17 protein-coding genes are annotated in these 22,786 nt (G+C 44.1%); 8 read left to right on the forward strand and 9 right to left on the reverse strand.

Annotation, left to right across the window (positions count from 1 at the left end):
- Positions 1-77 precede the first annotated feature (77 nt).
- The 4 genes from mutY to RB622_RS09450 all read left to right on the forward strand — a co-directional run bounded on the left by mutY (position 78) and on the right by RB622_RS09450 (position 4,479).
- Complete coding sequence (mutY, locus tag RB622_RS09435) at positions 78-1,157, forward strand: A/G-specific adenine glycosylase (RefSeq protein ID WP_308046298.1); 1,080 nt, start codon at positions 78-80, stop codon at positions 1,155-1,157.
- A 99-nt stretch (positions 1,158-1,256) separates the two neighbouring features.
- The gene (locus RB622_RS09440) at positions 1,257-2,447 is read left to right on the forward strand and encodes a Gfo/Idh/MocA family oxidoreductase (RefSeq protein WP_308046299.1); all 1,191 of its coding nucleotides are present in this window, start codon (positions 1,257-1,259) and stop codon (positions 2,445-2,447) included.
- A gap of 122 nt (positions 2,448-2,569) precedes the next feature.
- Positions 2,570-3,046, forward strand: a complete 477-nt coding sequence (locus tag RB622_RS09445) for a single-stranded DNA-binding protein (protein WP_308046300.1) — start codon at positions 2,570-2,572, stop codon at positions 3,044-3,046.
- A gap of 116 nt (positions 3,047-3,162) precedes the next feature.
- Positions 3,163-4,479, forward strand: a complete 1,317-nt coding sequence (locus RB622_RS09450) for a transporter associated domain-containing protein (RefSeq protein ID WP_308046301.1) — start codon at positions 3,163-3,165, stop codon at positions 4,477-4,479.
- 6 nt (positions 4,480-4,485) lie between these two features.
- Here RB622_RS09450 and RB622_RS09455 read toward each other — a convergent pair whose 3' ends face one another.
- The 6 genes from RB622_RS09455 to RB622_RS09480 form a co-directional block, all read right to left on the reverse strand.
- Positions 4,486-8,064 (reverse strand): VCBS repeat-containing protein, encoded by a 3,579-nt coding sequence (locus RB622_RS09455; RefSeq protein ID WP_308046302.1) that lies wholly within the window; start codon positions 8,062-8,064, stop codon positions 4,486-4,488.
- Positions 8,061-8,486, reverse strand: a complete 426-nt coding sequence (locus tag RB622_RS09460; protein WP_308046303.1) for a hypothetical protein — start codon at positions 8,484-8,486, stop codon at positions 8,061-8,063. Before RB622_RS09460 ends, RB622_RS09455 begins: the two co-directional genes overlap by 4 nt.
- A gap of 146 nt (positions 8,487-8,632) precedes the next feature.
- Complete coding sequence (locus RB622_RS09465; protein WP_308046304.1) at positions 8,633-10,075, reverse strand: RagB/SusD family nutrient uptake outer membrane protein; 1,443 nt, start codon at positions 10,073-10,075, stop codon at positions 8,633-8,635.
- 42 nt (positions 10,076-10,117) lie between these two features.
- Positions 10,118-13,558 carry a TonB-dependent receptor gene (locus RB622_RS09470; protein WP_308046305.1) on the reverse strand — a complete coding sequence of 1,147 codons (3,441 nt, stop codon included), beginning with the start codon at positions 13,556-13,558 and terminating at the stop codon, positions 10,118-10,120.
- A 126-nt stretch (positions 13,559-13,684) separates the two neighbouring features.
- A complete protein-coding gene (locus RB622_RS09475) occupies positions 13,685-14,683 on the reverse strand; it encodes a FecR family protein (RefSeq protein WP_308046306.1) in 999 nt (332 codons plus the stop codon).
- A gap of 24 nt (positions 14,684-14,707) precedes the next feature.
- Positions 14,708-15,262 carry an RNA polymerase sigma-70 factor gene (locus RB622_RS09480; protein WP_308046307.1) on the reverse strand — a complete coding sequence of 185 codons (555 nt, stop codon included), beginning with the start codon at positions 15,260-15,262 and terminating at the stop codon, positions 14,708-14,710.
- 251 nt (positions 15,263-15,513) lie between these two features.
- Here RB622_RS09480 and guaB point away from each other — a divergent pair, with 251 nt between their 5' ends.
- Positions 15,514-16,986, forward strand: coding sequence for an IMP dehydrogenase (guaB, locus tag RB622_RS09485; RefSeq protein WP_308046308.1), 1,473 nt, complete (start codon positions 15,514-15,516; stop codon positions 16,984-16,986).
- 96 nt (positions 16,987-17,082) lie between these two features.
- Here the strand turns inward: guaB and RB622_RS09490 are convergent, their stop codons facing one another.
- Together RB622_RS09490 and RB622_RS09495 are read right to left on the reverse strand one after the other, a co-directional pair.
- On the reverse strand, positions 17,083-17,739 hold the full coding sequence (locus RB622_RS09490; RefSeq protein WP_308046309.1) for a DedA family protein: 657 nt from the start codon (positions 17,737-17,739) through the stop codon (positions 17,083-17,085).
- A 56-nt stretch (positions 17,740-17,795) separates the two neighbouring features.
- The gene (locus tag RB622_RS09495; RefSeq protein WP_308046310.1) at positions 17,796-18,590 is read right to left on the reverse strand and encodes a phosphosulfolactate synthase; all 795 of its coding nucleotides are present in this window, start codon (positions 18,588-18,590) and stop codon (positions 17,796-17,798) included.
- A 172-nt stretch (positions 18,591-18,762) separates the two neighbouring features.
- On the opposite strand from RB622_RS09495, the gene RB622_RS09500 reads away from it, so the two are divergent.
- Positions 18,763-19,233 (forward strand): PaaI family thioesterase, encoded by a 471-nt coding sequence (locus RB622_RS09500; protein ID WP_308046311.1) that lies wholly within the window; start codon positions 18,763-18,765, stop codon positions 19,231-19,233.
- Here RB622_RS09500 and RB622_RS09505 read toward each other — a convergent pair whose 3' ends face one another.
- Complete coding sequence (locus tag RB622_RS09505; protein ID WP_308046312.1) at positions 19,234-21,081, reverse strand: ABC transporter ATP-binding protein; 1,848 nt, start codon at positions 21,079-21,081, stop codon at positions 19,234-19,236.
- Between the two features lie 146 nt (positions 21,082-21,227).
- Here RB622_RS09505 and mazG point away from each other — a divergent pair, with 146 nt between their 5' ends.
- Both mazG and RB622_RS09515 read left to right on the forward strand, forming a co-directional pair.
- Positions 21,228-22,061 (forward strand): nucleoside triphosphate pyrophosphohydrolase, encoded by an 834-nt coding sequence (gene mazG, locus RB622_RS09510; protein ID WP_308046313.1) that lies wholly within the window; start codon positions 21,228-21,230, stop codon positions 22,059-22,061.
- 102 nt (positions 22,062-22,163) lie between these two features.
- On the forward strand, positions 22,164-22,778 hold the full coding sequence (locus RB622_RS09515) for a hypothetical protein (protein ID WP_308046314.1): 615 nt from the start codon (positions 22,164-22,166) through the stop codon (positions 22,776-22,778).
- Positions 22,779-22,786 lie beyond the last annotated feature (8 nt).

Genomic DNA, 22,786 nt, shown 5'->3' on the forward strand with positions numbered 1-22,786 from the left:
TTACCATATTTTAAAAGGTTAGCATTTTCATTTTTTTTCTAATTCATTAAAAAACAGCGTACATAAGTCTAAACGTTATGCTACCCGATCATTTACAACTACTTGAATTTAACGCAAAACTCAAATCCTGGTATCTTGAAAACCACCGTCCGCTGCTGTGGAGACAGACAACGGATCCTTATAAAATATGGCTTTCGGAAATAATTTTGCAGCAAACACGTGTTGCGCAGGGCACGCCTTACTACGAAAAATTTCTACTGAATTACCCCACCGTTTTTGATTTGGCGGCTGCGGATGAGCGTGATGTACTGCGACTTTGGCAGGGATTGGGCTATTATTCGCGGGCCCGAAACATGCACCATACCGCCAGGCATATCGTGGAAGTGTGGGAAGGCAACTTCCCGGAAAGTGCCGTGAAGCTGGCAAAACTCAAAGGGCTTGGCGCTTACACGGCAGCGGCTATTGCCTCCTTTGCGTTCGGTGAGGCAGTCCCGGCGATTGATGGAAATGTTTACAGGGTCATGTCCCGTTTGTTTGGAATTGATACGGATATTTTAAGCTCAGGAGCAAAAAAAGAATTTACAGATCTGGCCAAACAAGTCATTTCGCAGGAGGATCCCGCGACCTACAACCAGGCCATGATCGAATTTGGAGCCCTGCAGTGCGTGCCTGTTTCACCCGATTGTATGGTTTGTCCTTTTACCTATATGTGTTATGCCTATGCGTTTAACATGCAGAGCAAGCTTCCGGTCAAAATGAAAAAGAATGCGGTTAAAAACCGGTATTTTAATTATTTTATTTTACAAAAGGGAGAAAGTCTGGCGATGCATGAGCGACTTAAAAAAGATATCTGGAAAGGATTGTACGATTTTTATCTGGTAGAATCTACCGCGGATATTGATAATCCGGATGATTTACCGGCGGACAAATTTTTACAGGACTGGAAGAAAAAAGGGAAGCTCCGGCAGGTACATAGAGCATATACGCATTTACTCACGCATCAAAGATTACTGGTCAGATTCTGGTGGGTTTTTATTCCTGAAAATGAATCTGTTGAACTGCCGGAGGATATGGCATTTTATACCAAAAATGAAGTTGAAGTGCTTCCTAAGCCGATTTTGATGGATACTTTGCTGAGGGAGGAATTTTTCTTTTAACAAATCATAATAAAAGGAGCGCTGAACAACCTAGTATTTGATGCTGTTGCGATGCTTTTAGTCCGTAGAAATTAATTACTAAACCTAAGACTTTATTGTATGCAAAAAATAGCCATGTTGGGTTCCGGATTCATCGGACGGTTTTATGCTGAATCAATTCATGGCCAGCGGGGCCGGGATAAGGTTGTTGCCATTTATGCACGAAGGGAAGAAAGTGCCAAAAAATTTGCAGAGGATTACGGCTGTGATTTCTGGTCGGCGAATATGGAAGAAGTGATTGCACATCCGAGTGTGAGCATGGTTTGTATCGCCCTGCCCAACAATGTCCATGAAGAGGCGGTTATGCTTTGTGCAAAACATAAAAAAGCGGTTGTTTCGACGAAACCGTTGGGGAGAAATGCGGATGAGGCGCTGCGGATGTTAAGGGCGGTGGAGGAAGCGGGGATTTTCGCCGGATATCTGGAAGACCTTTGTTATACACCGAAGTTTTTGAAATCGCTCGAAAGTGTGAAAAGCGGAGCCTTGGGAAGGATTATCTGGGCCAAATCCAGAGAGGCGCATCCGGGGCCGCATAGCGAATGGTTTTGGGATATTGAACAGGCCGGGGGCGGTTGCATGCTCGATCTGGGCTGCCACTGTATTGAAATTTCAAGGAATTTTATCGGCAAAGATATTCGCCCGGTCGAGGTGATGTGCTGGGCAGATACGCAGGTGAAGCCGATCGAGGCCGAAGATCATGCGATTGCGCTGGTGAAGTATGAAAACGGAGCCATCGGGCAGTTTGAGGTAAGCTGGACGTTTCGTGGCGGGATGGATTTGCGGGACGAGGTGATGGGAACCGAAGGCACAATTTGGATAAACAATTTCCTAAGAACCGGCTTTGAAATGTATACCTCGGGGAGCGGCGGTGACTATGTTGCAGAAAAGGCTGAAAGTAAAAGCGGATGGCTGTTTCCGGTGGGCGATGAAGTAAATGAACTGGGATATAACCATATGTTTACGGATATGTTCAACGCGGCGGAAGCGGGGCGTGAGCCGGCTGAAACCTTTTATGACGGATATGTTGTCAATGCCATTATCGATGCGGCTTACCGGTCAGCAAAGACCAAATTGTGGGAAAAAGTGGAACTTCCGGTCTGGCGTGGGCAAGAGGGCGTGACCAAACCGTCAAACTACGTCGAATATGATGAAAACCATTACCTGATCAAACAGGAAGTAACGCATGACGGCCGCAATAAATTAATTTTGAAGGATAAGGTGACGGGGAAAATCAGTGAAAGAGATATTTGAAACAGGAATGTAGGATTATTCCGTTGCCGGATGGATTTATGCAAAATTTGAATTTGTTTATTTGAACTAATATCCGGTATATTGAATTTAATTATCCACAATCATCACAAGCGCACAAAATCATGGCAAGTGTTAACAAAGTAATTTTAATCGGAAACCTGGGAAGCGACCCGGAAGTACGGTATCTGGAAAGCGGATCCGCGGTGGCGAAATTCAGTATCGCTACAACCGAGGCTTATACCAATAAGAATGGCGAAAGGGTAGAAAATACCGAATGGCACCGTATCGAGTTGTGGGAAGGACTGGCAAAAGTGGCCGAAAAATATCTAAAAAAAGGGAATTCTGTCTATATCGAAGGAAGACTCCGGACGGATAACTGGACGGATAAAGAAGGACAGCAGCGTTCTGGCGTAACCATTCGTGCAAATAGCATGACGCTGCTTGGCGGACCCAATACAGGTGGATCTGGTGACCATTCAGGTAATCAGGGGCATGAGCAATCTTCGGCACCAAGGTCTAACAACCAGGCGCCAAGAGCAAATGATCCGATTCCGCCGTCGATGGCTGCCGGGAATGATGATGACGATTTACCGTTCTGATTTTCAGAGGAATTCTACCCGGGAAACATGTTTATTTACATTACAGATTAAATAAGCAACAAGATTTTTGGGTAGAATTCTTATATTGGGTGTATTATGAACTTTTCTGACTTTTTGTGAAAGAACCTGCCGATAGTGACGATCCTTTGTCTCGAAAGCGTGCGGGGATAAATTATCCCGTTAAAAGTACGCTCCCTCTGCTGGCCGGGATGGTTATACCCATTGATCGTTTTGCCGTTTATGAATTAATTCTTGTTTTTATCCTTTTGGTTGTCTCTCTTATTCTTTCAGGAATCAGAGCCTCCTACGCGGCAGCCGGCGCCATGGAAAATCCGTGGGACCGAAAAAGTGTTTCCGAAGGAAGTCTTCCCACCCGCATTCAGCAGCTCGCACTTTCGATTATTCAGCGTGGCGTAACGTTACTCGCACTTTTACTGGCTGCCCGGTTTACCTGGCTTCAGGTTCAGGATAACGAAGAAACTATTTTTCATTGGATAGCCCTGGGCGTCCTGGCGTTCTGGATTTGGCTGGACGTGATGGTGCGGTTTTACACGGCACGAAATGCGGCTGAATTAATTCCCAAAATTGCCGGAACAACGCAGTTGATTATCAGGATCTGTGAGCCGTTAACCAAACCGATAACGCGTTTAGGGTACTTTTTTGGGATATTGACGCCCGAAGGTTCCGAAATTTCTACGGAAAGATTTGAAGCAAAGGCGGAAAGTGAAGAGGAAACGGATCTGTTACGAGGCCTGGCAAATTTCAGGCAGACCAATGCCAGAAAAGCCATGCAGCCGCGGGTAAATATCACCGCGTTTGATATTGAAATGGATTTTCATGAGCTAATGGACAAGATCAATAAATCGGGATATTCAAGAGTTCCTGTTTACCGTGACACCTTAGATAGCGTGGAAGGAACGCTCAATGTAAAGGATTTACTGCCTTATCTGCATCATAACGAACACTTTAACTGGCAAAAATTACTTCGGGAGCCTTACCTTATTCCGGAAAGCAAGCGGCTGGACGACCTGATGAAGGAATTCCAGAACCGGCGTGTGCACATGGCGATTGTGATTGACGAATACGGCGGAACAAGTGGCTTGATCACGCTGGAAGATATCATTGAAGAAATTTTTGGTGATATTAACGACGAATATGACGAGGAAGAAGAGGTCAATTACACGAAGGTTGACGAGAATACGTATGTATTTGAGGGCAAAGTTTTGATCAACGACCTGTGCAGAATACTGAATCTTGAATCGGATTATTTTGATGAAGTTCGTGGGAACAGTGAATCTCTGGCCGGACTATTACTCGAACTTTTTTCGAGATTGCCACGAACCGGCGAGATTGCTACGCATCGGGAAATCACCTTCAAGGTGCAGTCTGCCGACAAGAAAAGGATCAAAAAAGTAAGGGTTCTGGTAGGTTAGTAATGGTTATTTTGAAAGATTCACCGAACGAACATTCCCCTTGGAATCATGAATTTTTATTGCCGACAAATTATCTTTCGGGACATTTAACACCCTCGACGATTGCGACAGATATCCGGAGCCATAGCTCCATTCGTGCCTTCTTTTACTTCCGTCTTTAAAAATAATTTCAGCGCAGTTGTCGTTTGCCAAGGGCTGTATTTTTATGAATTTTTCAGATGTTTTTTCCATAGAAAAGACTTTAAGTAAATCATTATTTTGCCCAGCAAGCACCAGTCTTTTTCCATCATTTAAATTTAAGACCGCCAGGCTTTTTCCATCTCCTTCCACCAGAAAGCCGCTGTTGGCAGCAGAAACCGGTACAAAACCACCTTCCCCGTTTCCTTTAAGCAGCAAGCCGTTAAAAGCATCCAGCCGGCCGCTGATGGATTCCGGTGCGTAGGAATTTCCAGTGAGCAGCAAATCAAGGTGCCCGTCAAGATCATAATCTCCTGCGGTGATACCATAAACAGGTCCTAATTGGGCAGCGATGGGGAGTGGCTTGAGTTTAAATTTCCCATGTCCGAGGTTTTCCAGCAAAACACTTTGCATCTGCTCGCATACCAGTTTGGAAACATCTTTAAGCTCTTCTATCGTGAAAACATCCTTCATTTCCGCTTTGGCGTAATCTGCATAGTAGACAAATCGTTTTTTGAGAAAATTCATCTGACTGGTCATTTCATCGCGTGGATGTACAGGGTATAGGTTTTCTCCCAGATATTGACAGATAACCGGATCCATCGTTCCGCTTTTATCAAAATCTTTTGCGAAGAGTGTTAGTGGTTTATTGGTTTGGGGGCGGCCTTCTGTGTTTAATCCAACATTTCCGGCAACGTAATCAATATCTCCATCCTCGTCAAAATCTCCTGCGGCAATGCTGTTCCACCAGCCTTGTGTATGGGTTAAGCCTGTTGATGCCGTTACGTTGACAAGTTTTCCATGGCTGTTTTTGAAAAAAGTCAGTGGCATCCACTCTCCGGAAATGATCAGATCTGTCCACCCATCCTGGTCAAAATCAGTCCAGAGCGAGGTGGTTATCATGCCTACATTTCTTAGCTCAGGACAGATTTTTGAAGTGATATCGGTAAATTTTCCATGGTCGTTTCTGAGTATAACACTTTTTGGCGAAACAGGATATTGACCCGCCGTAAGCCGGCCTCCGACAAACAAATCGAGATCACCGTCTTTGTCAAAATCCGTTGCACTTATGGAAGAACCGCTTGTTGTGTTAACGGGTAAAGCAGTTGGATCTAACCTGAAATTTCCTTTGCCATCGTTGAGATAAAGGCGGTCCTGATAATATTTAGAATCCGTTGGGAATTCACTGCTCCCGCTCACGATATACAAATCGAGGTCGCCGTCCTGGTCCGCATCGAAGAGGAGTGAGCCCATATCTTCTTCAAATTTTTGCGCCTTCGTCAGTGGTTTCTCCGTGAATTTTTGCTGGGCATTTTGCACAAAAAAGCTTCCCGAATGTTTGAAAGCACCGCCAATGTAAAAGTCTTCCCGTCCGTCACCATTAATATCACCAACAGAAATACCGGGGCCGTTTTGAGATAAAAGGTGTGGCAAAAGTGGCTGTACCTTAAAATCAATGTATAACTCGTCTGTGTGCTTGTAATGAATTCCGGTAATGTCTGATGCTTCTTTAAAGAGAGGCGCAGGTATCGCCGGATTTATGATTTTTTCAGGTTTGGCTTTTTCATAGGTCGTCGTTAAAACCTGGTCGGCAGGAACATTTTTTAGCAGCAGCGTTTTTTGATCCGGCCAGAGAATACGAACCGAATCCAGTTTTTTGTTTTTTCCTAAACCAAAATGCAGCGTACTTTCAACCGATGACTGATAACCGCGGTACGGCGAATGCTCGATGAACTGTTTTTCTGTGCCATAATAGATGGTCACTTTTGCGCCAAAACCGTGTGGGTTTTCCTTCGGGCCTTTTAAATTGATACGCTGATAATGATGGTCTGGAAGTTTTTCAGCGTGATTTTTATAAACAAATGCTTCCTGATCAATGTTGTTGATCACCAGGTCAAGATCTCCGTCATTGTCCAGATCCGCATAGGCCGCGCCATTGGAAAAGGATGGCTTGTCAAAACCCCAGGCTTCTGATTGATTTTTAAACGAGAGGTCGCCGTTATTTTTAAACAGATAATTGGCAACATGCGCGCCTTCAACTTCTTTTAGTGCGTTGATCGTTGGCGTATTGTTCACATTCCCCGACTGCATTTGCTGCTGATATTGTGCCATCCTGTAAATGACAAAATCCCGGTTTGTGATATCTTTAGGGTAGCCGTTCGTGATCATCAGGTCGCGTTGGCCGTCGTTATCGTAGTCGGCAAATAAGGCGCTCCAACTCCAGTCCGTAGCCTGAATTCCTGAAAACCGCCCGATCTCGCTGAAAAAAGGATGATTTGTTCCGGGACGATTACCGTTGTTATGCTGCAACGTGTTTCGCATAAACTGGGGCTGATAACCCATGCGTTGCTCGGAGAGGTACCGGTCATAATTCATTAACCCGAACATATTCTTACGGCGCGTGTTTTCTTCCGGTAACATATCCAATGTGACGAAATCCACCAGCCCGTCATTATCAATATCAGCGGCATCATTACCCATCGCGGAATAACTTTGGTGACGGAAATAATCGTTGATCTCGTTTTTAAACGTCCCGTTCTGCTGGTTGATGTAAAGCAGGTCGTTGGATAAATAATCGTTGGAAACGTATACATCCGGCCAGCCATCTTCATTGATATCCACGATCGAAACACCGAGGCCAAAACCCTCCGTCAATATATTGGCTTCTTTGGAAACATTGGTGAAAACGGGTTGCCCGGAAATTGTGCCATCATTGCGATACAACCGGTCGGTGCTTAAAGCGGAGCCGTCCGTTCTTTTGGGCCTGACGACATTCGGTCCCTTTCTTTCCATGACGTTGGTTACCAGAAAAACATCCAGATCTCCGTCGTGGTCATAATCAAAAAAAGCTGCCTGGGTAGTATTGCCCGCGTAGTCAAGTCCGTATTTTTTGGCTTCTTCGGTAAATTTATTTTTGCCTTTATTGATGTACAATAAATTGGGACGAGATTCGAAATCGGGATCTGTGGACCGCGGCCCGACCGACCGCGGTCCGGCCAATCGTGGCCCGGCCCTGCAAACGTAGATATCCAGAAGGCCATCGGCGTTGATGTCCACCATGGAAATTCCCCGCGACCAGCTATCTGAAAGCGCAATACCGGAAGCCGTTGTAATATCTTCAAATTTCAGATTACCCCGATTCAGATATAATTTGCTTTCGGCCATGTTGCCGCCTAAAAAGATATCCTGCAAACCGTCGTTGTTAATATCTCCAATACCTACACCACCGCCATTGTAAAAATATTCGTACGTGAGGATATTGAGTTTCTCATCTTCCTTCAGATTGTTAGAAAAGCTGATGCCGGTTTCGGAGGAAGGTAATAATTCAAATAAGGTATCCTGATCTTTCTTTTTACAGGCGAATAAAGCGCTACCTAGCGAAAGCAATAAAATCAGTCGTTGGATCATTTTGACGCGGAAATATGATCGGGAAGAATTTTAGAAAAAAAACGTGTTTCGTAAAGCGTTTGGTTTTTGCCGGGAAGATATGGTTTTTGTATTTTCTTTAAAACCAATTGCTTGTCGTTTAGTTTAAGGATTTTATAGCCGGTTAAGAAACTGCCGGCAGAATCAAGGTAAACCAGTGAGTCGGATGACAAAACTTTATAGTTGTATTTTCTGAACTCGGCTTTTCTGCGCTCGAAAATTTCGCCTTTGCTGTTGTACTCAAAGTGCGACCAATGTTCATCCTGTGAGTTGTTGGTATGCGTAAAACCGTTAACAAAAGTAGAAATGGAATCCGTTCGCCAGGTACCCTGGAGTTTTGTCTCCTTGGATACACATTGTGTTAGGAGACTTACAAGAATGATACAGGCTATTACTCTTTTCACGATTTAAGGAAATAAGGAATTTGAAAACGAGGTCACCGGGAAGGGGAAATGGATGAGGAAGAAAAAGAAGTCAAGACTGGGCGTCCCCGTTTTTAAAACTTGACTTCTTTGTGGCACCAAATCATTCGGGCCAATTCCATTCACCATTAATAATTGCTATTCTGAATCAGCACGCCATTACTTAAATCAACCTCACGTTGTGGAAGCGGGAAGTAATAATGTTTTGGTTTTACGAAATTGCGGCTAGGTTTATAAGGCCCGCGGGCAATTTTATAATGTGCCGTGATATCGATTAAACCCGCTTTATCCCAGCGCATCAAATCCTGATGCCTTTCATTTTCACCTGCAAGTTCCACCCGGCGTTCATGCATGATATCTTTGATGGTCGCGTTTGTGATCGACTTCAAGCCAGCACGTTTTCTAACCACATTCAATTCAGTATCCCCGTTTTGTCCTGACCGTATTTTAGCTTCTGCGGCCAAAAGATAGACATCCGCTGAACGCAGGAAAGGTGAATTTAAACTCTGGTCCATATCGCCCGAAGCGGTAAACTGCGTATATTTTTTGAATGCATAACCCGTGACACGCGTCATATCGGCTGTAAATTTAACATTCCCCTGCGAGCCCTGTGTTACGGTATCACCTGGACTGAAAATAGAATAAGCCCGTCTCGGATCGCCTGCTTCAAATTCATTGACCAGATCCTGGATTGGTTCATGAAAGCCCCAGCCGCCAAAAGCCTGAGGCGTGTGGTAATAGGCCGGAGAGTTATCAGCAGTCCAGCCGGTTTCGTATTGGAGAGAAAACAATGTCTCGGTGTTATTCTCCGTTACCAGTTCAAAATTCTGATTGAAACCGGTTGCCAGTTTGTAGGCGGCGTTTGACGTTACTTTGGTACTTGCTTCAATCGCCTTGGCCCAGTTTTCCTGATAAACATATAATTTCGCCAGAAAACCATAGGCAGCTCCCTGCGTCACACGGCCTCCTTCGGCAGCCTCATACGTTACCGGCAATAGTGTTGCTGCTTTCTGAAAATCGGCCTCCGCCTGCGCACGTACTTGCACCAGGGTCGATTTTGGTTTGTTATAGGTTTGGTTAATGGCATCTTCTTCCAGTAAAATCGGGACTTCCCCATAGATTAATGAAAGACGCCAGTAGATAAATCCTCTCAGAAAATAAGCCTCGCCCATGCTGCGGTTGCGCAAAGCGTCATCCATTTTAACCTTGGGAGCGTTGATAAGCACGGCGTTCGCTCTTGAAATAACTTCGTATTTGGTGGACCAGGTTGCCAGAATATGCGAATTGGAAGCATCGAAAGTAAACATTTCCAAGGCTGTTTCGTCCGCATGGTCACCGGCGCGGTTCATGTCATCTGAGCAGTTATCGAAGGTATATTCTGTATGTGCGAATCCGTCTTCGTTTAGCAATGGGGCATAAATGGCATTGGTAGCCGCCACAACGTCGTCGCCATTGCGCCAGTATTGCTGTGATGTAACCTGTCCGTAGGGCGTTGTATCGAGTAAGTTATCCTGACAACTGATTAACGTTGCAAGAAAAATATAGCCGGCGAGTGTAGTTATCTTTTTCATAAATAGTAGAAATTCTGCTGGAATAAAATCTGAACGTTGGGATTAGAAAGATAGCGAAGCACCGATTGTCCATGTTCTGGCCAAAGGATATTGAGCGTAGTCAACATTAAGCTGGTTGTATTGCCCTGAGCCGCCGCCAACATATCCCAGTTCAGGGTTTAAGCCGGAGTATTTTGTAAACGTGATAATATTCTGACCGGTAACATAAATTCTCGCCTGCGACATTTTTAATTTACTGATCACAGATTTCGGAATCGTATAACCCAACGTCATATTTTTTAAACGTAAGAAATCACCCTTTTCAACGAAAAGATCCGAAGGACGGAAATTACGGTTTGCATTATCGATGCTTACGCGCGGAACGGTATTACTCGTCCCGTCACCATGCCAGCGATTTTGTTCTTCGGCATAAAGATTAAAGGAATAACTCGCGTCAAGTCCCTGCATCCGGTCGGCATTGTAAATGGAAACACCGCCTACACCAACAAAGAAGAGATTAAAGTCAAATCCTTTGTAATTAACGCCGGCTGAAAAACCGTAGTTGATTTTAGGTTGCGGGCTGCCAATGATGGTTCTGTCCTGGTCGTCAATGATGCCATCTTTATTTAAATCCACAAAGCGGACGTCGCCGGGATGGATCTGTCCGTCGGTACGGCGGGAGTCGTTAGCGATATTGGCGTCAGAATCGATCTGACCCTGATTTTGGTAAAGACCATCTGTTTTGTATCCATAAAAAGTGCCATATGGATGTCCTTCATAGGTACGGACAATTTCCTGCTGGCCTCTTCCGTACAACTGCGTTGCAAGGAAACCGCCCGGGGTGGCCAGTTTGGTAATTCTGTTTTTGATAAATGTTGCATTACCGCTGAAATTAAACGTAAAATCTCCAACCGTACGACGATAGGAAGCTTCCACTTCAAGTCCCTGGTTTCTCAGCTGCCCTATGTTTTGATCAGGAATGGTTGATGTTCCGATGGTTCCGATGGACGGAGGTGCCAGAAGCATTTTCTTGGTATCCTTGATGAAATAGTTTGCTGAGAAATAAAGGCTGTTTTTCAATAACCCTGCTTCCAGACCGAAGTTGCTCATTTCCGCCGTTTCCCAACCGATATGGACATTGGCGAGGCGACTTTGTGCAGCACCGGCAATTTGATTTTGTACGCCTCCGTTGCCAAATGCATAGCGGTAAGACGAGTTGATCAAAGCAAGATATTGCATCGACGCGACGTTCTGGTTACCCAATTGTCCCCAGCCGCCAGTTAACTTGAAGTTGCTGAAAACCGGCAGTGCATTTTTGAAAAAATCTTCTTCCGAAATTCTCCATCCCGCTGAAAAAGCAGGGAAATAACCCCATTGGTTGCCGGGAGCAAACTTTGAAGAACCGTCACTGCGGACCGTCGCGGTTAACAAATAGCGGTCTTTGAAAGAATAATTTACCCGGCCAAATACAGAAGCCAGGGCATCATAACTGCGTCCGCCATTGCCGCCGTCGTTGAGGCCGATGGAAACAATGGTTCCTGCATACTGCATGTAACGCAGGGATGGATCCTCACTGGCGAAATCACGTCCACGCTGATTGGAATAAATATCATTGAAAGTCTGGGAAGTGTAACCACCAACCAGATTTAGTGAATGCTGACCAAATTTTTTGTCATAAGACAGGAAATACTCCTGAAGAAACGACCAGTTTTTATCGTGGCTTAAACTCAGCTGATTGAAAGAATTGGTCCTGAACTGATCGTTGATCTTAATGTCAAAAGTATGGCTTTCTCCGAAAGTAGCATCCATCGCAACATTGGCGCGCAGTTTAAGCCCTTCCAGAATTTCAAGTTCACCGGTAACGCTACCTAGGAAGCGATTACGGATATTGTCTGTATCCTGGTTGTCAACGGTGAAAACCGGGTTGTTGATGTCTCCGAAGGCGCCGATTCCCTGGGTGGAACTGTACGATCCGTCAGCATTTTTAACGGGCAAACCTGGATGAAAACGAATGGCACTCCACAGCAAGCCTGTTTGTGAGGATTTGGTATCGGGAGAGCTGTTGTGGGTATTGGTAAATTGGAAATTCTGGCCGATCTTGATTCGTGACCCAATTTTGTGGTCCGAATTTATACGAAAAGTCAGCCGTTTGTAATTTGAATTGCCAATGATCCCTTTTTCATTGTAATAACCACCTGAAATCGCGAAAGAGGAATATTTTCCACCGCCTCTGATTGACGCATCGTAATTTCTTGTGATACCCTGTTTCAATAACTCATCCTGCCAGTTGGTAAGCTGTGTCTGGTATTTTGGATCCTGCCATATTGCCGGAACAGGCAGACCATCGTTTGTGTAGGCCTCACGTTTTAACGTGGCCAGAGAATTGGCATCGAGTACATCCAGCGTTTTGATCCGGTTGGTCACACCCAGATAGGCATTTACCGTAAGGGCAATCGGGTTATCAAATTTCCCGCGTTTGGTGGTAATGATGATAACCCCGTTCGCGGCACGCGTTCCGTAAATAGCAGAAGCCGAAGCGTCTTTCAAAATTTCAATCGATTCGATATCATTAGGGTTGACATCGTTCATGGTACCTGAAGGTACGCCGTCAATTACAACAAGCGGCGATGCATTATTTACCGTTCCAAAACCGCGGATCTGGATTGTTCCGGCATCTCCCGGAGCACCGCCGTTTCTGACAATGTTAACCCCGGCGGCACGGCCCTGAAGGGCCTGCTGAGCCCCGCCGGACGGAAGATCCTGGAAATCAGAACCTTTTACGGATGACACGGCACCCGTCACATCTTTCTTTTCCTGCGTACCGTAACCGACTACCACGATCTCTCTTAAAGCGCTCACATCGGGCACGAGTGATATATTAACAACAGTACCTTTATCCAGAACAACTTCCTGACTGACATAACCGATAAATGAAAATTTTAGCCTCACTGTGCCATCCGGAACAGCGAGCTGATAGTCCCCTTTTTCGTTGGTAGAAGTTCCCTGTTGACTGCCCAGCACGAGGATATTAACGCCGGGCAGGCCTTCACCTTTCTCGTCAACTACCTTTCCCGAAATTTGACGTTCTATCAGCTGATTAAGGAAATGTAGCCCCTGGGCTGGAATTGCGGTTCCTGATGGCTTTTTTCTAAGTAAAATCCGGGTATTGCCCACGACTTCATAAGATACATTTAACGGATTTAATAACTGGTCAAGTACCTTGTTTAACGGCCCCTTAAGTTCCTTTAAAGAAGTACTTTGCGCATTTTGTATGCTACTCGTGCTAAACACGAATTTTACATCCGCCTGCTTTTCGATAAGATTAAGGATCTTTTTTATTTCCATCGATTCCACCTTAAGCGAAATCTCCTTGCTTAGCAACTCCTGGCCGCTTAGCGAATGGGCCATGGAAATACCACAGCATAAAATTGAGATAAACAGTTGCTTTACGGTCGTACGCATGGCTTTGTAAACAATCCTTTTGAGGGGTATTTTTTTATTCATAATTTTAAAAGTTTTTGTGGTTAACGAAACGCAAAAACGTGAAACATCCTGCTGATTTTCAGCAGGGACTTGATTGGTGCCGGTTATGTTGGAGCATTTCCGGCACCTTCTTTTATTGTTACAAACTTATTTTGTACATCCTTCGCCTCTTACAAAAAGCGTTGTTCCCCGCCGTTCATAACTTGCATTGACAGACTTACATATCAGATCTAACTGTTCAAAAAGTGAAAGATCAGTCAGATCACCGGTGAACAAACAGGTTTCTACGGCATCGTTTTCGATCACGATATCGATACCATATGCTTTTTCAAGCAAAGAAAACGCGTCTTTTACCGGCGTTTCCAAAAATGAAAAACCATGGGTTGGTACCAGTTGGGAGATCGCAATAGCCGGATTTTCCACGATTGCCAATTCCATTTTTTTTGATTTTTTGTCAAAAACGATTTTTTGATTCCTTGTCAGAATAACCCCGTTACTGTTTGAAACCTTATCGGCTACTTCATACACGGAAACGCGGCCAGTAGCAACCAAAACTTCAATCGAGCGCGCGTCGTCATAGGATTTAATGGTGAAACTGGTACCCAGCACCTGCGTTGCCAGATTTTCCGTAGATACCACAAACGGTTTGGCCGGATTTCTTTTTACCTGAAAAAAAGCTTCGCCGTGCAGGTAAACCAGCCGACGCTCTTCTCCGAAATGTTCGGGGAAACTGATGCTGCTTTTTTGTTTTAGAATCACAACGCTACCATCTTTCAACGAGACCCGTTGAGGGCTGTTGGAGGTATTTTTTACTTCGATAACGCCGCGTTTTTCAATCGTTTCAATACTTGCTGATTCTTTATTTTGAAGCCTGTTCATCAGAAGCCAGCCCCCTGAAACCAACAGGATCGAAGCAGCAACTCCTTTAATCCATGGTAAAAAACGAATTTGCCAGGGTTCTCCAAAGGTGCTTTTATGGAGTTTCTGTTTGATCCTTTCACCGATCTGCTCTTTTTCAAACTCAAAAACAGGAGATGTCACAGGTGGATTATTTTCCAGATATTCCCGGACATACTTTTCCTCCTCGGGCGTTTGCTCTCCCGACAGATATTTCTGTAATAGGATATCGAAATCAAATTGATTCATCTTTTAAGTTTCAACGGCGTGATTTTAGTTAGGTGTGTGATAGATCCAAAGGTGGTCTTTTAAAATTTTAAGCGACTTCGTAATATGATATTCGACGGCTTTTTCAGATAAATTCAGCTCCCTGGCAATATCCTTCACCGACTGATTTTCAAACCGGCTTAGCTGAAAAATTTTGCTCGTTTTCTCAGGAAGTTTTTTTAACGCAGCATCCAAAGCCTGGGACAAATCCGTAAATTCAACGTCATCATCCGTTATGGAGGCTTCCTGCATCTTCTGGAGGAGAATATGTTCCTTGTATTTCCGCCAGGTAATTTTTGACTTGATAAAATTTGTTATCAGGTGTTTCATCGAAAGTACCAGATAGGAGCTCAGGTGCCGGATACTACTTTGGTCTCTCCGGTGCCAGAGACTTTCAAATAAATCATGCACAAGTTCTTCGGCCTCTTCTCGGGTGCCGATCTGATGATAAGCGATACAAAAAAGTTTGTACCAATAACGGTCGTAGATTTCCCCGAAAGCACGTTTATTGCTTTCATTGAGTTGAATAACCAGCTGTTCATCGGTTAAAAACTTGACCATGGGGTTTCCGCTATGTGGATACAAAGGTATAGTCAAACAAAGAATAAAAATCCCTAAACCGGTTTATCAATATTTTAAATATTTTTTTGTGGCTGTATTTTTAATTAATAATTTTTAAAAAATCAAAGAAAACTAAACTGCTGAAAATCGAGGATTTAGGAAAATAATATTGGGTGCGGAAGATGATTTTTTTGTCAGACTCCAAACTTATTATTAGTTTTACCTGGCAAATAACAAATCGATTATTTGCTATGAGCACAAATCCCACCAAAGTCCTCTTCGAGGCGCTTACTTACGACGACGTCCTTTTATTGCCTGCCTATTCGGAAGTACTTCCGCGAGACACAAAAACTACTACCCAGCTTACCCGGAAAATTTCTCTGAACATACCGTTTATTTCAGCGGCTATGGATACTGTCACGGAGTATGAACTGGCGATCGCCATGGCTCAGGAGGGCGGTATCGGTATTATCCATAAAAATATGACGCTCGAAGCGCAGGCCGAGCAGGTTCGTAAAGTAAAACGTTCAGAAAGCGGGATGATTCTCGACCCCATTACCCTGACCGAAGGCGCCACGCTGGGAGACGCGTATCAGATTATGGCTGAATTTAAAATTGGCGGAATTCCTGTTATTGATCAATCCAGAAAGCTGATCGGCATCCTGACCAACCGAGATCTTCGTTTTCAGCGGGAAATGTCGAAACCGGTTACGGAAATTATGACAAAAGAGCGGTTGATTACGGCTTTGGAGGGGATTACATTGGAGGAATCGGAAACGATTCTGGAAGAATATAAAATAGAAAAACTCCCGATTGTCAACAAAGATTATCAGCTTACAGGGTTGATCACTTACCGGGATATTCTAAAAAGAAAATCGCATCCCAATGCCTGTAAAGATGAGTATGGCCGGTTACGGGTTGGTGCGGCTGTTGGCGTAACGGCTGATTTACATAAACGTGTGGAAGCGCTGGTAAAAGCCGGTGTGGATGTGGTAAGTCTGGATACGGCGCATGGACATCATGTCAATGTGATTGAATCCGTTCGGAAGCTCAAAACAGCATTCCCGAATTTACAGGTTATTGCTGGTAACGTGGCGACAGGTGATGCCGCAAAAGCCCTGGCCGATGCCGGTGCAGATGCTGTGAAGGTGGGTGTTGGCCCAGGCAGTATTTGTACGACAAGGATCATTGCAGGTATTGGGGTTCCGCAGTTAACCGCCGTTATTTCGGCAGCAGAAGCCCTGGAAGGGACGGGTGTCCCGGTCATTGCCGACGGTGGGATTCGTTTTTCGGGTGATGTCACCAAAGCCATTGCCGGTGGGGCAAGTACGGTGATGATCGGCTCCATGCTTGCCGGGACCGACGAGGCACCGGGTGAAATTGTGATCTATGAGGGCCGTAAATTTAAGCTTTACCGGGGTATGGGGTCTGTGGAGGCGATGGAAGAGGGATCGAAAGACAGGTATTTTCAGGATGCGGAAGATGATATCAAAAAACTGGTTCCGGAAGGAATTGTAGGACGTGTTCCTTTTAAAGGCAAAGTTTCTGAAATTATTTATCAGATGGTTGGCGGATTAAAAGCCGGAATGGGTTATTGCGGGGCGCCTGACATAACAGCCTTACATCGGGCGCAGTTTGTAAAAATAACAACGGCAGGTTCAAAAGAAAGCCATCCGCACGATATCATGATCCAGAAAGAAGCACCGAATTATTCTTCGAAATAGGCTTTGTGCCACTAAATACGTACTGATACAAAAAATGCCCTGTTCATGAAACAGGGCATTCTTTGTATCAGTAGGATCGTGACGGTAAGGCAAGTCTTATGCTACGTTTGTTTTAGCCATTTTGCTTTTAAGAAACTGATAGACCATAGGCAATATGGAGAATCCGATGATTCCAAAAATAACCAGCTCGAAGTTTTTCTTAACAACTTCCATATTTCCAAAGAAATAACCAAGAAGCGTTAGGGAAGGAACCCAAAGAAGAGCGCCCAAAACGCAATAGCCAATGTATTTTGTGTAATTCATACTGCCCGCACCCGCAACAAATGGAGCAACAGTACGAACGATAGGAATAAAACGGGCCATAATCACCGTGCTTCCACCATGTTTTTCGTAGAAAGCTTCGGTTTTTTCAAGATATTCTCTTTTCAGGAATAATATTCTTTCACGTTTTTTTATCTCGCCGCCGAATTTTTTACCCATAAAATAATTGACATTGTCACCCAAAAGTGCCGCAACAATTAAGATTACAATAATAAGGAAAACGTTTAGTCCCGTTCCTTCATTGGCCGCGATTGCGCCAGCCGCAAAAAGAAGCGAGTCACCAGGCAGCAGTGGCATAATAACCAGGCCGGTTTCTGTGAAAACAATCAGAAACAGAATCACATAGGTAAGCGTACCGTATTCTTGTACGATATCAAACAAATGCTTATCCAGGTGGAGGAAAATGTCAATAAACTGCGTTAAAAATTCCATGACTTTTTTTAAGTTTAACTTATTCGTTATAAATATGAAAGGTGAGTTTTAAACAGTTATTTGGAATCAACTTTCCATTCTTTTTTTGTTTTGGCATTCAAAAAGTGGGTGAAAGTATCTCCCCGCAGGCCAAGCCTAATGGTTTCCAGCGGAATAAGTTCACTTGGCGCAATATTGCCCAGGTTCACATTGGCTCCCAAAAGTTTTACAAACCAAACTTGCTGCGATTTTTGCGGTGCTTCCCAAAGCATTTTTTCAAAAGGGATCTGTGTTAATATTTCTTCAACCAGCCCCTGGCGAACCTCACCGCTTGCTCTGAAAAGTCCCACATTACCGGATTCTCTTGCTTCTCCAATCACTTTCCACGCCCCCGCTTCCAGCTCTGACTGAATGAGCTGAATCCATTTGTAAGGAGGGATGATTTTATTTTCATCCTTTGAACCCACTTCAGATAAAACGGTAACCTGCTGTGCTAAAGTGCGAATATATCCACATTTAACATCCTGATGCATTTCTATTGATCCATCGGATACTTCGGCGAATTTCAGATCATATTTATCAAGCAGTTTACGGTAGTCGTCAAACTGATTTCTTACAACAAAGGCTTCGAACAACGTTCCTCCGAAGTATACTGGAATCCCGGCATTTTTATATATGGCCAGTTTTTCATTCAAGTTGGAGGTGACAAAAGATGTGGCCCAGCCCAGCTTTACGATATCTATAAATGTGGAGGCACTGGAAAGCATATCTTCGGTTTCCCTGATACTGAGCCCTTTATCCATAACCATCGTAATTCCCTTTTCACGAGGCTTTTCAGAACGGGAAGGAACTTGTGATAACGTAAAATTCATATTTGGATACTCTTTAAAGTCTTCGAAAAACTCGGGCAAAGGTAGCAATTACCTTTGATACGTAGCAATAAAATCCATAGTATTGACGCAAAGGAATACCTAAATCTATGATAATTACTATTTTTCAAATGTATACCTGTGTATATTTACTTTCTTTAATCGATTTTTGAAAATGACTGAACCGGATAAATCCGTCATGGATAAGGCAGTGACACGCCTGGAATATATGCAGGCCTTGATTGGTAAATCGATGCAGGAAAGTTTTTCACCCGTCGGCAGATGGCTGAATGGAAAGCTTCTGGATATTCAGGAAGGCAGTATGCAGGTGGAATATGTGGTTCGTGAAGATATGTGCAATCCTATGCGTGTGCTTCACGGGGGGATTGCTGCCACGATTCTTGATGACATTGTCGGGACGATGGTTTTTGCTTTGGGACGAGATTTTGCCTACACTTCGGTTAATCTGAACTGTGATTTTTTAAACGCGGCCAAAACGGGGGAGATTGTCACGGCAAATGCCAGCGTAATCCGCGCGGGCAAAAATATAATCCACGTAGAAGGTGTGATCACAAATGCCAACGGGCTGATTATTGCCAAATGCAGCAGTAATCTTATACAGACCAGTCTGAAAATTTCCTTTTGATCAAAGATAACCCTGTGCCTGCAATTGGAAAAGTTCGGCGTACTTTCCGTCCAGATTAAGCAATTCTTCATGAGAGCCCAATTCAATTAATCTCCCTTTTTCAAGGAATAAAATCCGGTCGGCCATCCGCACGGTCGAGAAACGATGGGAAATAAGCACGGCCATTTTTCCATTGATCAATTCGCTGAAACGCTGAAAAACCTTGTGTTCAGCTCTTGCATCCAGTGTGGAAGTGGGTTCGTCCAGAACAATAAGCTGGGCATCCCGCATATAAGCGCGTGCCAAAGCTATTTTTTGCCATTGCCCGCCGGAAAGCTCTGTACCTTCCTTGAATCTTTTACCTAAAACCTGATCAAAGCCATGTGGCAGCTGCGCAATGACCTCGCTGGCCATGCTCATATCGGAGGCAACAGTTATCGCTGCTTTATCATCAATATTTTCAATGTCTCCGACGGCAATGTTGTCGGAAACCGTCATTTCGTAACGGATATAGTCCTGAAAAATAATGCCAATATTGGCTCTCAGATCCGCCAGTTGATAATCCAGAATGTCGATTCCGTCAATCAGGATTCTTCCCTCGGTCGGTTTGTATAAGCAGGCGAGTAGTTTGACCAAGGTTGTTTTTCCTGCGCCGTTTTCACCAACCAGTGCCAGTTTTTCGCCGGGGTTCAGATCAAAGGAAAGATCTTTAATGGCCCAGAAATCACTGTCGGGGTATTTGAAGCTGACATTTTCAAACGTTATTCCATTTTTAATGGGGCGAGGGATGGCATTTCCGTTCTCGTTGGCCAGAATAGTCGGTTCAATTTCAAAAAAATCAAACAGATCTTTGAGGTACAGCGCGTTTTCGGCAATTCCTGAAAAGCGGCTCATAATGCCCTGCAACATACCGTGCATACGCTGGAAAGACCCGGAAAGAAAGGTCATGGTACCAATGGTAATCAGCCCGGTTAGTGTTTGCATCAATACAAACAAGTAAGCGACGTAATAGGCCAATGTTCCGATCGCAGACAGTAAATAGCCCCAGCCTGCACGACTGATGGCGATCCTGCGGTTTGCTAAAAAATATTCTTCGGAAAGCGCTTTGAAACGTTTGGCAAGATAGTTTTCAAGACCAAATACCTTCACTTCCTTGGCAGTTTCGGCACTTGAACCCAGGTAGCGCAGGTAATCAAGCTCACGTCTTTCCGGTGTCCAGCTGCGGGTTAATGAATAGGTTCTTTCGTTAAAATGGGTTTCGCCCAAAAAAGACGGGATAACGGCGACGATCAATATCAGGATAAGCCATGGATTGAAAACGATCAGGCCGGCTCCCAGAGAAAGCAAGGTAACGATGTCCTGCATTTGTGCCAGCGTTTGCGAAAGCAGGACGGTGCGACCGGAAGTCTGGCGGCGGGCACGTTCCAGTTTGTCATAAAAAACCGGATTTTCAAATTGATACAAATCCAGTTTTGCAGCATGGTGTACCAGATCTACGGAAGTTTTATTGGCAACCAGATCGCCCAGAAGGCTGTCAAAAAGATTGATGCAACGATTTAAAAGATCGGAGACAATCGTTAACCCAAGTTCGGCACCAACGAGCATCCAAAGATATTGGTGCGATTCGGCGCGATGATCAGCAAGGCGGACAACTTCATCAATAATTTCTTTACCGATGTAAAGCATGATCAATGGGAGTCCGGATTTGACGAGTCGGAAAAGAACGTTTCCAACGGTTAATAGTTTATTGGTTTCCCAGACGAGGCGAAAAAAACGGGGAAGATTTTGCAAAGCGGAAAACCGCTTTTTGAAAGATTCTGACTTTTGGGGAGAAGACTTGAAGGAATTCGTTGCTGGCTTTTTTTTCAATAGATAAAATATGAATGATGACTTATTGTAAATCATTTTGTTATGAAAAAAGTTCGTTTGCAAATGGCATTGCAAGCCTTCGCTGGTTTTATTGCGATCCGCAGCGGATTGCAAAGTTTTCAAGACCTAAACATTACCTTTGTATCATGGAAAAACACTTCAATGAATTACCCGAAAGTCGCCAGCAGCAACTGATGGCATTTGACCGCCTGCTTACCATCATGGATGAACTTCGTGCGCAGTGCCCCTGGGACCGGAAACAGACAATGGATAGCTTGCGGCATCTTACCATAGAAGAAACGTATGAGCTTTCGGACGCGATTCTTGAAAATGATTTGCCTGAAATAAAGAAGGAGCTGGGAGATGTCCTTTTGCATATTGTGTTTTATGCGAAAATAGCTTCTGAAAATAACCCGGATCTTGCACCAAGATTTGATATCGCGGATGTGTTACATGGTATCAGTGAAAAACTGATTTCGCGCCATCCACATATTTACGGAGATACCAAGGCCGATACCGAGGAGCAGGTTAAGCAAAATTGGGAAAAACTTAAATTGAAGGAAGGGAATAAATCTGTGCTGTCCGGGGTTCCGGCTTCTTTGCCAGCTTTGGTGAAAGCGATGCGGATTCAGGAAAAAGCCCGGGGGGCCGGCTTTGATTGGGATGAAAAGCAGCAGGTTTGGGAAAAGGTCGAGGAAGAGTTGCAGGAATTTAAGGAAAACTTCAATATTGAATCGCAAGAAGTCATTAATCAAAACGAGGCAGAAGCTGAATTTGGCGATCTGCTTTTTTCACTGGTGAATTATTCGAGATTTGTTGATATTAACCCGGAAACCGCTTTGGAAAGAACCAATAAGAAGTTCATTCGCCGTTTTCAATACATGGAGGAAGCTTCAAAAGTCGATGGCAAATCGCTGACAGAAATGACGCTTGCCGAAATGGATGAGTACTGGAATCAGGCCAAGGCGTTGAAGGTTTAGATTAAATTATTCATAATTCGATTAAGATTTGTGTTGCAAAATATGTTGTTGATATTGGATGTAATTTGTAAAAATGTATCTGTCAACACACTATGAACGAACATGAATTTAATTAAACGGGTGGAGCAGTTGGAAAATATTTCTGTGGATCAGGGGAGGCAAATTGAGATCATTGCCGGTGGTTTGGCAAAACTGACCACGGTGGTGCACAAAGGTTTTGCTGATATTAAGAAACAGCAAACGGAAATGAGAAAGGATATATCCGGCTTGCGGCGGGATATGTCTGGTGTGAAGAAGGATATCAATTCGCTGAAACTGGATGTCAGCGTTTTGAAGCTTGACGTTAATATTCTTAAAACTGATGTGAGCGTTTTGAAGGCTGACGTTAACGAGCTTAAAACAGACGTGAGCGTTTTGAAGGCTGACGTTAACGAGCTTAAAACAGACGTGAGCGTTTTGAAGGCTGACGTTAACGAGCTTAAAACAGACGTGAGTGTTTTGAAGGCTGACGTTAACGAGCTTAAAACAGACGTGAGTGTTTTGAAGGCTGACGTTAACGTTTTAAAAGTTGATGTTGCTGGTCTTAAAATTGATGTTGCTGAAATTAAACAGGATTTAAATCATATGCGTGAGGAAGTAAATGAACGTTTTGATAAGATGGAACGTAAATTTGATAACAGATTCGATCTGCTCGTTTCCCTCATTAAAGCGAAATAAGAATAATT

The sequence above is a fragment of the Dyadobacter sp. LHD-138 genome (assembly GCF_030929615.1).
In the GTDB taxonomy this organism is placed as follows: Bacteria; Bacteroidota; Bacteroidia; order Cytophagales; family Spirosomataceae; genus Dyadobacter.